The organism is Bradyrhizobium sp. 17 (assembly GCF_023073515.1).
Taxonomy (GTDB): Bacteria; Pseudomonadota; Alphaproteobacteria; order Rhizobiales; family Xanthobacteraceae; genus Bradyrhizobium; species Bradyrhizobium canariense_D.
On record NZ_JADPJQ010000113.1, the window covers coordinates 378,116 to 390,681 of the forward strand.

Genomic DNA, 12,566 nt, shown 5'->3' on the forward strand with positions numbered 1-12,566 from the left:
CGGTGACTCGGAGTTGCCCCTTTGGCGCCAAACCACTTCCTGTGGTTATGGGTCCCGGGCTCGCTTCGCGCCCCGGGACGACGACCGAGTTTGCCGCCCGCCTGCCTTTAATTCGTCGGCAGCGGGACCTGATCGTCGATCAACGCATCCAGCGTCGCCTTCACATCGACCTTGGCGTCGACGACGCCGGCCTGTTGCAGGGCGAGGCCCGCGGCGAGGATCGATTCGCGCTGGGGCGCGCCGATGCGGCTGTGGGTCAGCTCGGTGCGCTCCTTGAGTTGCTTGTCGACGACAGGCTCCGGCAGCTTGGTCACGGCGATGAAGGTCTTCTTGAGCTCGTCGTAATTCGCGAGCGAATATTTGCGCGCCTCTTCGTACACCGCGAGCACGCGGCGGGCGGCGTCCGGATAGTCTTTCAAAAACTGCTCGCGCACATTGAGGATGCCCCAAGTGTTGGCGTCGGCCTTGCGATAGAACAGTTTCGCGCCGTCCTCGACCTCGGCCTGCGCCATCATCGGATCGAGCCCGGCCCACGCATCGACGTCGCCGCGGATCAGCGCGGTCTTGCCGTCGGCGTGCTGGAGCAGCACCGGCGTGATGTCCTTTTCGGTGAGACCTGCGCCAAGCAATGCGCGCACCAGGAAGATGTGCGGATCGGTGCCGCGCGTCACCGCGACCCGCTTGCCCTTGAGATCGGCGACATTAGCAATCTTGGAATCCTTTGATGTCACCAACGCCGTCCATTCGGGACGCGAATAGACGTAGATCGACTTGATCGGGTTGCCGTTGATACGCGCGACCAGCGCCGCCGAGCCCGCGGTCGAGCCGAAGTCGATCGAGCCCGCATTGAGGAATTCGAGCGCCTTGTTGGAGCCGGCCGACTGCACCCAGGTGACGGTGATGCCGTCCTTGGCGAACTCCTTTTCCAGGAGTCCCTTCTGCTTCAGGACCATCGACACCGGATTATAGGTCGCCCAGTCGATACGGATTTCCTTGAGCGGATCCGCCGCCCGCGCCGCGGGGGACATGGCAAGAGCGACCGCTCCCGCCAACAGTATGCGTCGTGTAATCCTGGTCATGCCCGACCTCCTCAAAACTTCATTGTTTTTCAATGAGTTAGATCTAGAAATCAACGAGAAAATCCATCCCTCGAAAGCGCGCCGGCTGAGAACAGCTTTGCCCAAAGCCGCACCTTTCCAGCATGGAACGACTATTGCGAGAGAATGGCGGGTGACAGCGCCGGCCGCCTCTTATATCCGGTGAGACATGGACAGCGTCGCGACTGAACACAAGGCCGAGGTGGACGATCGCTTCGACACCGCGCGGATCACCGCCGCGGTCGATGCGCTTGCCGAGAAGCACCAGGGACGCGAGGACGCGTTCCGCACGGCCATGGCGCAACTGCTCAAGGCCGAGCTGATTGCCTCGCGCGCTGCGGCACAGACGATCCTGCTGAAGGACCGTCATGGCCGGCGCTGCGCCGAGCGACTGTGCCACGTGCAGGACGAGATCATCCGCATCCTGTATTCGGCCGCGACCCGCCATCTCTACCGCTCGCCGATTCCGAGCGGTGCCGAGCGCATGGCAGTGGTGGCGACCGGCGGCTATGGCCGCGGCCTGATGGCCCCCGAGTCCGACATCGATCTGCTCTTCATCCTGCCCTACAAGCAGACCGCCTGGGGCGAGCAGGTCGCCGAGGCCATTCTCTATTGCCTCTGGGACATGGGGCTGAAGGTCGGTCACGCCACGCGCTCGGTCGACGAGTCGATCCGGCAGGCGCGCGGCGACATGACCATCCGCACCGCGATCCTGGAGACGCGCTTCCTTACCGGAGACCGGCCGCTCTATGACGAGCTGGTTGCCCGCTTCGACAAGGAGGTCGTGCAAGGCACCGCGTCCGAGTTCGTCACCGCGAAACTCGCCGAGCGTGAGGAGCGGCATCGCCGCGGCGGCCAATCGCGTTATCTGGTCGAACCCAACGTCAAGGACGGCAAGGGTGCGCTCCGCGACCTGCACACGCTGTTCTGGATCGCGAAGTACGTCTACCGCGTGAGCGACACCGACGAACTGGTCGACCGCGGCGTGTTCGACGCGCAGGAATACCGCACCTTCCGCCGCTGCGCCGACTTCCTCTGGTCGGTGCGCTGCAATCTTCACTTTTACTCCGGTCGCCCTGAAGAGCGCCTCTCCTTCGACCTCCAGCGCGAGATCGCGGTCCGGCTCGGCTACACCTCGCATCCCGGCATGCAGGACGTCGAACGCTTCATGAAGCACTACTTCCTGGTCGCCAAGGAAGTCGGCAACCTCACCGCCATCCTCTGCGCCAAGCTCGAGGACCAGCAGGCCAAGCCCGCGCCGGTGCTGAGCCGGATGATGGCGCGGCTGCGCCCCACCGCGGTGAAGCGGCGAGTGCCCGACAGCGACGACTTCATCGTCGACAACAACCGCATCAACGTCGCCGCGCCCGACGTGTTCAAGCATGATCCGGTCAATTTGATCCGCATCTTCCGCCTGGCGCAGAAGAACAATCTCGCCTTCCACCCGGACGCGATGCGCGACGTGACGCGTTCGCTCGGCCTGATCAACGCGCAGATGCGCGAGAATCCCGAAGCCAACCGGCTGTTGATGGAGATCCTGACATCCGACAACGCGGAAATCGTGCTGCGGCGGATGAACGAGACCGGCGTGCTCGGCCATTTCATCCGTGCCTTCGGCAAGATCGTCTCGATGATGCAGTTCAACATGTATCATCACTACACCGTCGACGAGCATTTGATCCGCTGCGTCGGGTTCCTCCAGGACATCGAACGCGGCGGCATCGAGGAATTCGCGGTGGCGAGCGACCTGATGCGCAAGATCCGGCCGGAGCATCGCTCCGTGATCTACATTGCGACGCTGCTGCACGACGTCGCCAAGGGCCGGCCCGAGGATCACTCGATCGCCGGCGCCAAGGTGGCGCGACGGCTCTGCCCGCGGCTCGGCTTCAGTCCGGCCGACACCGAGCTCGTGGCCTGGCTGATCGAGGAGCATCTGACGATGTCCACGGTCGCACAGTCGCGCGATCTCTCCGACCGCAAGACCATCGAGAATTTCGCCGCCGTGGTGCAGTCGGTCGAGCAGATGAAGCTCTTGACGATCCTGACCACCGCCGACATCCGCGGCGTCGGCCCAGGCGTGTGGAACGGCTGGAAGGCGCAGCTCTTGCGCTCGCTGTACTACGAGACCGAACCGGTGCTGACGGGTGGCTTCTCGGAGGTAGACCGCGGCAAGCGGCTCACGGCCGCGTATGCCGAATTCCGTAACGCCTTCGCGGAATGGCCGGCGGAAGAGCTCGACGCCTATATCGCCCGGCACTATCCGGCCTATTGGCTCAAGGTCGAGCTGCCGCGCAAGATCCGCCACGCGCGCTTCGTCCGTGCCAGCGAGCAGGCGGGCCACAAGCTCGCGATCAATGTCGGCTTCGACGAGGTGCGTGGCGTCACCGAGCTGACCATCTTCGCCGCCGACCATCCCTGGCTGCTGTCGATCATCGCAGGCGCCTGTGCCTCGGCCGGTGCCAACATCGTCGATGCCCAGATCTACACCACGACCGACGGTCGCGCGCTCGACACCATCTCGATTTCCAGGGAATACGACCGCGACGAGGACGAGGGACGGCGCGCCACACGCATCGGCGAGATGATCGAGGACGTGCTGGAAGGCAAGCTGCGTCTGCCCGAAGTGGTGGCCCGGCGCACCGTGCGCGGCAAGGCGCGGCCGTTCGTGATCGAGCCGGAAGTGACCATCAACAACCAATGGTCCGACCGCTACACAGTGATCGAAATGTCCGGCCTCGACCGCCCCGGGCTGCTCTACGAGCTGACCACCGCGATCTCGAAGCTCAACCTCAACATCGCCTCGGCCCATGTCGCGACCTTCGGCGAGCGCGCGCGCGACGTGTTCTACGTCACCGATCTCCTGGGCGCACAGATCAGCGCGCCGACACGTCAGGCCGCGATCAAGAGCGCGCTGACCCACGTGATGGCCGGCGACAAGGCGGTTCAGCCAGCGGCCTGACTTCTCTCGTCATTCCCCGCTGAATCATCGCGCCGACTTTTGTTCGGAGAATCGCAGCGCGTTCACCAGCGCAGACAGCGTCGCCGGTTGATGCCGACGACTGGGATAATACATGAAGAAGCCCGGAATTGGCGGAGTCCAATCCTCCAGCACCCGGACAAGGCGGCGCTTCGCAACATATTCGGCGACCTGCTCTTCATAAGCGAGTCCCACACCAACCCCGGCGAGCGCCGCCTGGATCACCAGGTGGGTATCGTCAATGATGAGTGGGCCGTTCACGTTGATCGTGACCGACTTTCGTCCCTGCTGAAACTCCCACCGATATGGTCCACCCGCAAGACGCAGCGTAACGCACCGATGATCGTTCAGATCCTTTGGTTTCTTGGGGATGCTTCGTGAAGCGAAATAGCTTGGCGAGCCCACTACCGCCAATCGCAGTTCGGGCGTGAGGCGAACCGCGATCATATCCTTTTGAATGTACTCGCCAAGCTGGATACCGGCATCGAACTCGCCTGCAACAAGGTCCACGGGGCCAGTGACGGTAACAACGTCCAGAACGATGTCCGGGTAGGACTCAGCGAAAGCTCTCAACCGCGGCAACAACACCATCACGGCAGCTGATCGTGACATTACGATTCGGAGACGACCTTCGGGTCGCTGCCGAACACTTCGGGCCTTGTCGAGGGCGTGACGAATTTGCTCAAGCGCCGGAGACAAGTCTTCCAAAAGAGCTGCCCCCGCAGCGGTTGGCGCAACGCTCTTGGTTGTTCGAGCGAGCAGCTGCAGCTCAAGCCGTTGCTCAAGCCTCCGGATTGTGTGACTCAAGGCAGACTGAGACACACCCAGCTTTATCGCAGCGCGCGTAAAGCTTCGTTCACTGGCCACGATTGCGAACGTCGCGAGCTCGTTCAATTCGTTTGTCATCGTCTATGAATATCGATCATAAGCCCATGCCGCGCAAGTCGGCTGGCTTCATAAACAACTATGCCGTAGGCTCCCACCCGCAATTCGACGACCTACGGTGCTTTTCTGCACGGGCGCCAGGCTGACGCTCGGCACGGCTGGCCGGGCCGGGCCGCATGAATGCCCGGTGTAACGGCTTTGAGGATGACAATGAATACGGACGTTCCCGCCTTGCACTCCCTTGCGCAAACCTATTTCGATGCTGCCTATGAAATGGATGCCGAGAAATTTGCATCCATATTTCACCCCTTGAGTTCCGTGACGAAGGTCGCCGAGGACGGCAACGTGGGCGTGACGCCGATTGCGACCTGGCTGGCAGCGGTCCGCGACATGAAAGCTCCAAAGCAACAGGGCTTCGAGCGAGACGATCAGATCCTGTCGACGGATGTTGAAGGAGAGCTCGCGCTTTTGAAGGTGAAATTGCGCATCCCGCCGCGTTACTTCACAGACCTGTTGTCGTGCTTGAAGGTGAACGGGACCTGGAAGATCGCGCAGAAAGTAATGACGTCGAACGTCTGATGGATTCGGTCACGGCGGGGGAGAGCGGCCGAAGGCTCGCTCGACGGCCCATCGCCGGCCGCCGCCAATCGCTCAACCGTTGTCAAACAGGCGCTTAGACCGCCACGCCTTCATGCCGCAGCAGCCAGCGCTTGCGCTCGAGGCCGCCGCCATACTTCACCAGAGAACCATCGGCGCCGATCAGGCGGTGGCACGGCAGCACCACGCTGATCGGATTGGAGCCGTTGGCATGGCCGACGGCGCGAATGGCTTTGGGCGTGTCGATCCTTGCGGCGAGCGCGCCGTAACTCATTGTGGTGCCGGCAGGGATTTGCGCCAATGCATTCCAGACCTTCTGCTGGAACGGCGTGCCGGCGATGCGCCAGGCGATGTCTGAGAGCTGGCCGAGATCGCCGTCGAAATAGTCCGACAGCGCAGTCCGCATGGCCGCGGGCGCGGGCTGGTCACTCAGGTCCACCAGACCGTAATGCAGGCGCAAGAGCTCGCGCATGCGGTGCTCGTAATCCTCCCAGTCGAGCGCGCGCAAGGCGCCCTCAGCGTCGGTGATCAGCAGCGCGATCCCGATCGGCGTCGCCAGCCGATCGAGGCCGAAGCTTACAGGCGGTTTGGTCGGTCGCGCGGGCATTGCGGCACCATTGCATCGAAACACGCCATCGCACTTGCCACGCCAGCCGTGCTAGCGTCCACCCGAAAGCTGACGCTGGGGGAGCTCAACTTGATCTGGATCGCGAATATCCTGGTGGCGCTGGTCGCCGCACTGCACGCTTACTTCCTGATCCTGGAGATGTTGCTCTGGGACAAGCCGCAGGGCTTGAAGGTTTTCCGCAACACGCCGGAGAAGGCAGCGATCACCAAGGTGCTGGCCGCGAACCAGGGACTCTATAACGGTTTCCTGGCCGCCGGCCTGGTCTGGGGGCTGGTGCACGGCAATCCGGCCTTCGCGTTCCAGATCAAGGCGTTCTTCCTGCTCTGCGTGATCGTGGCCGGCGCTTATGGCGCGGCGACCGTCAGCACGCGGATCCTGATCGTGCAGGCGCTGCCGGCGGCGCTCGCGCTGTTGGCCTTGTTCCTGACCTGAGATGCCATAGCGCGGCACCGCGATCCTTGCGCGGCGCCTGCCGTTCCTCCACAATCTCCGACAGCGATGGCGACCGTTGGCAATCAACGGGACAAGACCGTCGGTCGGAAATTCCGTCAGGAGGAACAAGCCCACATGAGCAATCGCAGAGCCTTCATCACCGCCACGGCGGCGCTCGCCTTCGCGTTCTCCGCCAACCAAGCTCTCGCCCAGAAGAAATACGACACCGGCGCGAGCGACACCGAGATCAAGATCGGCCAGACCGTGCCGTTCTCCGGGCCCTATTCCGTCTACGCCAATATCGGCAAGACCCAGGCCGCCTACTTCAAGATGATCAACGATCAGGGCGGCATCAACGGCCGCAAGATCAATCTGATCCAGTATGACGACGCCTATTCGCCGCCGAAGACGGTCGAGCAGGTGCGCAAGCTCGTCGAAGGCGACGAGGTGCTGTTCACCTTCCAGATCATCGGCACGGCCGCGAACGCTGCCGTGCAAAAATATCTCAACGGCAAGAAGATCCCGCAACTGCTGGCCTCGACCGGCGCCGCGCGCTTCAACGATCCGCAGAACTATCCCTGGACCATCGCCTATAATCCCAACTACGTGTCCGAGGGACGCATCTACGCCAAGTACATCCTCAAGGAGCATCCGAACGCCAAGATCGGCGTGCTCTACCAGAACGACGACATGGGCCGCGACTATCTCGCCGGCCTCAAGAGCGGTCTCGGCGACAAGGCCGCCAGCATGATCGTCGGCGAGGTGTCCTACGAGGTCACCGATCCGACGGTGGACTCGCAGGTGGTCAAACTGAAGTCGTTGGGCGCCGATCTTTTCTATGATGCCTCGACACCCAAATTCGCGGCGCAGGCGATCAAGAAGGTCGCCGAGCTCGGCTGGACGCCGGTGCACATTCTCGACATCAACGCGAGCCCGATCTCGGCGACGTTGAAGCCGGCCGGTCTCGACATCTCCAAGGGCATCATCTCCACCCAATACGGCAAGGAGCCCGGCGATCCGCAGTGGAAGGACGATCCGGGCGTGAAAGCGTTCTTTGCCTTCATGGACAAGTATTTCCCCGAAGGGGACAAGCTCAATACCGTCAACACCTATGCTTATTCAGTCGCCGAATTGCTGACGCAGGTGCTGAAACAGTGCGGCGACGACCTGTCGCGTGAGAACGTGATGAAGCAGGTCGCTAACATCAAGGACTTCACCCCGAGCTTCGCGCTACCCGGCATCAAGATCAACACCGGGCCGAACGACTACCGCGTCAACAAGCAGATGCAGATGATGAAGTTCAACGGCGAACGCTGGGAGCTGTTCGGCCCGATCATGGAGGATGCGGGTCCAGCGGGTTAGCCTCTCGGATATCTCATAGGGCGGGTTACGCCCGGCGGACTGCACTTCGCGCATCCGCCGGCGCTGCCCACCTTACAAACCTGCTGCGCAGCCGCGCATGCTACGAACTGCGGGCGCACGCCCAAACTTGCGTTGCAACAACGCCTCATCCACTATCGCCGTCAGCGGTGACATCAGGTGCGCACAGGCGCACCTGATTGATCACCGGCAACAAACATTGAGGAAATGCGAATGAGGAATGGAATGCTGCATCTGGCCACGGCAACGGCGCTGACCCTGGCGCTATCGGTCTCGGCGGCCAATGCCCAGAAGAAATATGATCCGGGGGCCAGCGATACCGAGATCAAAGTCGGCCAGACCGTGCCGTTCTCGGGACCGGCATCGGCCTACGCGTCGATCGGCAAGACCCAGGCCGCCTATTTCAAAATGATCAACGACCAGGGCGGCATCAACGGCCGCAAGATCAATCTGATCCAGTATGACGACGCTTACTCGCCGCCAAAAGCAGTGGAGCAGGTGCGCAAGCTGGTCGAGAGCGACGAGGTGCTCTTGACCTTCCAGATCATCGGCACGCCATCGAATGCGGCCGTGCAAAAATATCTCAACTCCAAGAAAGTGCCGCAGCTGTTCGCGGCCACCGGCGCCTCGAAGTTCACGGACCCGAAGAACTTTCCGTGGACGATGGGCTACAACCCTAACTATTTCGTCGAGGGCCGCATCTACGGCCAGTACATCCTGAAGGAATATCCAAACGCCAAAGTCGGCGTGCTCTATCAGAACGATGATCTCGGCAAGGACTATCTGAACGGCATCAAGGCCGGGCTCGGCGACAAGGCCGCCAAGATGATCGTCAACGAGTCCTCCTACGAAGTCTCGGACCCGACCGTCGATTCGCAGATCCTCAAGATCAAGGATGCCGGCGCCGATCTGTTCTTCAGCGCCAGCACGCCGAAGCAAGCGGCGCAGGCGATCAAGAAGATCGGCGAGATCGGCTGGAAGCCGGTGCAGATCGTCGACATCAACGCCACCTCGGTCGGCGCGGTGATGAAGCCTGCCGGTCTCGACGCCGCCAAGGGCGTGATCAGCGTCAATTACGGCAAGGATCCGCTCGATCCGACCTGGAAGGACGATGCCGGCCTGAAGAAGTATTTCGACTTCATGGCGAAGTACTATCCGGACGGCGACAAGGATTCGAACTTCAATACCTACGGCTACGGTACCGCCCAGCTTTTGGCCCACGTGCTGCAGCAGTGCGGCGACAACCTGACGCGCGAAAACGTCATGAAGCAGGCGGCTTCGCTGAAGGACGTGACCAGCGATATCGCCCTGCCCGGCATCAAGGCCAACACCTCGGCGACCGACTACCGCGTCAACAAGCAGCTTCAGATGATGAAGTTCAACGGCGAACGCTGGGAGCTGTTCGGCCCGCTCCTGGAAGATGCGGGTCCGGCGGGTTAGTTTTCTCGGAGCAAGCAGGTGAGGCGTGGATGGCCGAGTCAAGCCCGGCCATCCACCTTGAGGAGGGAGTTCCGCCGACGCCGCTCAGGCCGGCACCTCGCCAAAGTTCTTGCCCACCGGCAGCACCGCGTGCCGAATGAGCCGTGAATCCTCCACGGCGGCCTGCCTGTGCTTAACCGCTTCGCGATAGACGGGATCGCGGATCATCTCGACGAACGCGGCGACGCTTGGGTATTCGGCGATGAAGCAATGGTCCCAGCGCTCAGTCTCGGGGCCGATCAGCATCAACTCGAATTTGCCTTGCCAGACGATGCGGCCGCCGAGGCGTTCGAACACCGGGCCGCTCTCGCGGCCATAGGCCGCATAGGCTTCCGCGCCGCTCGCCTTGCGGCCATCTGGATAGGCTGCCTCCTTGCGTAAGCGCACCAGGTTGAGCATGTGGATCGGGCCGGGACGGTCGTTGTCCCGGAACTGCGCGAAAATCTCCTTGGTTGGATCGATGTGGCCCATCTGAGTTTCCTTTTCTTTTATGCCGGCGATCCTAGCTCTGCCGACCTCCCAGCGGAGCTGCGGCCAGCGAATGCCGCACCTCCTAATCGCGCGTTAAGCTCTGGGTAACCGGGCCTTAAACAGCGACCGCTAGCGTGCGGCGGGGCGGGCTGACCGGGCGTTTGCGTATGGGGTTGGGAAAGAAAAAGGGTGGGCGGAAGGAGCCGTTGTTCGGCTTGCCTGCGGCACTCGCCGATCTGCGCCTGACCGCGGCCGACCGCATTCCTGGCGGCGATGAGAAGCCGAAGAAATCAACGAAGTCATCTGCCAAGCGCAAGAGCGAGGATGCCGGCGACGAGCCGCCGCGCGAGCGGAAGGCGCCAGCCGGCCGCGGCAGCCCCAAGCGGCGATCGAAGTCACGCATCGGCGCGAGCCTTGGTCGCCTGGTCTATTGGGGCGCGGTGCTGGGCCTATGGGGCGCCATCGCCGTGATCGGCGTCGTGATCTATGTCGGCGCTCATCTGCCGCCGATCCAGTCGCTGGAAATCCCCAAGCGGCCGCCGACGATCCAGATCGTCGGCATGGACGGCAGCATGCTGGCGCAACGCGGCGAGATGGCCGGCGCCAACGTCTCGCTGAAGGATCTGCCGCAATATCTGCCCAAGGCGTTCATCGCCATCGAGGATCGCCGCTTCTATTCGCATTTCGGCATCGATCCCGTGGGCATCCTCCGCGCGCTCGTCACCAACGTGCTCCATCGCGGCGTGTCGCAGGGCGGCTCGACGCTGACGCAGCAATTGGCGAAAAACCTGTTCCTGACCCAGGAGCGCACCATGGCGCGCAAGCTGCAGGAAGCGGAGCTCGCGATCTGGCTGGAGCGCAAGCATTCCAAGAACGAGATCTTGGAGCTCTATCTCAACCGCGTCTATTTCGGCTCCGGCGCCTACGGCGTCGAGGCCGCCGCGCAGCGCTATTTCGGCAAATCGGCCAAGAACGTCACCGTCGCGGAAGCGGCGATGCTGGCCGGTCTCGTCAAATCGCCCTCGCGGCTCGCGCCTAACCGCAACCCCGAGGGCGCAGAAGCGCGCGCGAAAATCGTGCTCACGGCGATGGCGGATGCCAAATTCATCACCGAAGCGCAGGCGCAGGCCTCGATCGGCCAACCCTCCTACAATGTGAAGCCGGTCGGCGCCGGCACGGTCAATTACGTCGCCGACTGGATCGGCGAGGTGCTGGACGATCTGGTCGGCCAGATCGACGAGAGCATCAAGGTCGAGACCACGATCGATCCGAAGCTCCAGAGCGTGGCGGAAGCCGCCATCATCGACGAGCTCGCGGCCAAGAGCGTGAAATTCAATGTCAGCCAGGGCGCACTGGTGGCGATGACGCCCGACGGCGCGGTTCGCGCCATGGTGGGCGGGCGGAACTATTCCGAGAGCCAGTACAACCGCGCGGTCACCGCCAGGCGCCAGCCGGGCTCCTCGTTCAAGCCGTTCGTGTACCTGACCGCGCTCGAGCAGGGGCTGACGCCCGACACGGTCCGCCAGGACGCGCCGATCGAGGTCAAGGGCTGGAGGCCTGAGAACTACACCCACGAATATTTCGGCGCGGTGACGCTGACCCAGGCGCTCGCGATGTCGCTCAACACGGTCGCCATTCGCCTCGGCCTCGAGGTCGGGCCGAAGAACGTGGTGCGCACCGCGCACCGGCTCGGCATCTCCTCGAAACTCGAGCCCAACGCCTCGATCGCGCTCGGCACCTCCGAAGTCTCGATGGTCGAGCTGGTCGGCGCCTATGCACCCTTCGCCAATGGCGGCTTCACGGCGACGCCGCATGTCGTCACGCGGATCAGGACGCTCAGTGGCAAGCTGCTCTACATGCGCCAGGCGGACGAGCACAACCAGGTGGTCGACCCGCGCTATGTCGGCATGATGAACGCGATGATGCGGGAAACGCTGATCAGCGGCACCGCCAAGAAGGCGGAGATCCCGGGCTGGCCAGCGGCCGGCAAGACCGGCACCAGCCAGGACTACCGCGACGCCTGGTTCATCGGCTACACCGCCAACCTCGTCACCGGCGTGTGGCTCGGCAATGACGACAACTCGCCGACCAAGAAGGCCACCGGCGGCGGCTTGCCGGTCGAAGTCTGGTCGCGCTTCATGCGCACAGCGCACGAGGGCGTGCCGGTAGCAGCCTTGCCGAGCTCTCCAGGTGGCTGGGGCCTGTCGAACCTGGCGCAGGCGACGTCGCAGGTGTCGCCGCCAACAGCGGCAGCGCCCGGACCCGCACCGGCCAGCAACGGCGGCTATCGCCCACCCCCCACGCGCGCCAATGCGCGACCGGAGGCAGCCGCAGGACTCGATGGCTGGCTGATGGACCGGCTGTTCGGCGGGAATCGCTAGCGCCGACCTGAGGTCCGGGTGACCTCAAAACAAAAACAAGCGAAAACAACCCCATGCACAGTAGCCGAGGATAACGAAATCAACGGCTTGCGTGAGGCGCAAGACGGCTGATTCTGACAGCAAAGCCATTTGACACCTCGGGCAAAACAGAACCGTTCCGCCATCATCCCGAACGCGGCCGCTATCTCGGCTCTCCCGGTTCGCCACCGGTGTCGTCTTCGGCAAGTCCTGCCTACCAT

Annotated in this window: 10 protein-coding genes; 6 read left to right on the forward strand and 4 right to left on the reverse strand. The window is 62.9% G+C overall.

Annotated elements, in window-relative coordinates; all coding sequences use genetic code 11:
- Positions 1–107 precede the first annotated feature (107 nt).
- Positions 108–1,079: an aliphatic sulfonate ABC transporter substrate-binding protein gene (locus tag IVB13_RS24390; protein ID WP_247295914.1), complete on the reverse strand. Its 972-nt coding sequence runs from the start codon at positions 1,077–1,079 to the stop codon at positions 108–110.
- Positions 1,080–1,266: 187 nt separating this feature from the next.
- Here IVB13_RS24390 and IVB13_RS24395 point away from each other — a divergent pair, with 187 nt between their 5' ends.
- Complete coding sequence (locus IVB13_RS24395) at positions 1,267–4,056, forward strand: [protein-PII] uridylyltransferase (RefSeq protein WP_085361945.1); 2,790 nt, start codon at positions 1,267–1,269, stop codon at positions 4,054–4,056.
- Between the two features lie 24 nt (positions 4,057–4,080).
- Here the strand turns inward: IVB13_RS24395 and IVB13_RS24400 are convergent, their stop codons facing one another.
- The gene (locus tag IVB13_RS24400; protein WP_018455891.1) at positions 4,081–4,980 is read right to left on the reverse strand and encodes a LysR family transcriptional regulator; all 900 of its coding nucleotides are present in this window, start codon (positions 4,978–4,980) and stop codon (positions 4,081–4,083) included.
- 189 nt (positions 4,981–5,169) lie between these two features.
- On the opposite strand from IVB13_RS24400, the gene IVB13_RS24405 reads away from it, so the two are divergent.
- Positions 5,170–5,538: a nuclear transport factor 2 family protein gene (locus IVB13_RS24405; protein WP_247295911.1), complete on the forward strand. Its 369-nt coding sequence runs from the start codon at positions 5,170–5,172 to the stop codon at positions 5,536–5,538.
- Positions 5,539–5,632: 94 nt separating this feature from the next.
- On the opposite strand, the gene IVB13_RS24410 is transcribed toward IVB13_RS24405, so the two are convergent.
- The gene (locus tag IVB13_RS24410) at positions 5,633–6,163 is read right to left on the reverse strand and encodes a methylated-DNA--[protein]-cysteine S-methyltransferase (RefSeq protein ID WP_018455889.1); all 531 of its coding nucleotides are present in this window, start codon (positions 6,161–6,163) and stop codon (positions 5,633–5,635) included.
- A gap of 90 nt (positions 6,164–6,253) precedes the next feature.
- Between IVB13_RS24410 and IVB13_RS24415 the strand changes: the two genes are divergently transcribed.
- From IVB13_RS24415 to IVB13_RS24425, 3 genes are all read left to right on the forward strand, one after another.
- Positions 6,254–6,616: a DUF1304 domain-containing protein gene (locus IVB13_RS24415; RefSeq protein ID WP_231189569.1), complete on the forward strand. Its 363-nt coding sequence runs from the start codon at positions 6,254–6,256 to the stop codon at positions 6,614–6,616.
- Positions 6,617–6,751: 135 nt separating this feature from the next.
- Complete coding sequence (locus IVB13_RS24420; RefSeq protein ID WP_026233046.1) at positions 6,752–7,978, forward strand: ABC transporter substrate-binding protein; 1,227 nt, start codon at positions 6,752–6,754, stop codon at positions 7,976–7,978.
- A 231-nt stretch (positions 7,979–8,209) separates the two neighbouring features.
- The gene (locus IVB13_RS24425; protein WP_085385519.1) at positions 8,210–9,436 is read left to right on the forward strand and encodes an ABC transporter substrate-binding protein; all 1,227 of its coding nucleotides are present in this window, start codon (positions 8,210–8,212) and stop codon (positions 9,434–9,436) included.
- A gap of 84 nt (positions 9,437–9,520) precedes the next feature.
- Here IVB13_RS24425 and IVB13_RS24430 read toward each other — a convergent pair whose 3' ends face one another.
- Positions 9,521–9,946: a DUF1330 domain-containing protein gene (locus IVB13_RS24430; protein WP_018455884.1), complete on the reverse strand. Its 426-nt coding sequence runs from the start codon at positions 9,944–9,946 to the stop codon at positions 9,521–9,523.
- Between the two features lie 167 nt (positions 9,947–10,113).
- Between IVB13_RS24430 and IVB13_RS24435 the strand changes: the two genes are divergently transcribed.
- The gene (locus IVB13_RS24435) at positions 10,114–12,327 is read left to right on the forward strand and encodes a penicillin-binding protein 1A (RefSeq protein ID WP_018455883.1); all 2,214 of its coding nucleotides are present in this window, start codon (positions 10,114–10,116) and stop codon (positions 12,325–12,327) included.
- Positions 12,328–12,566: the final 239 nt, after the last annotated feature.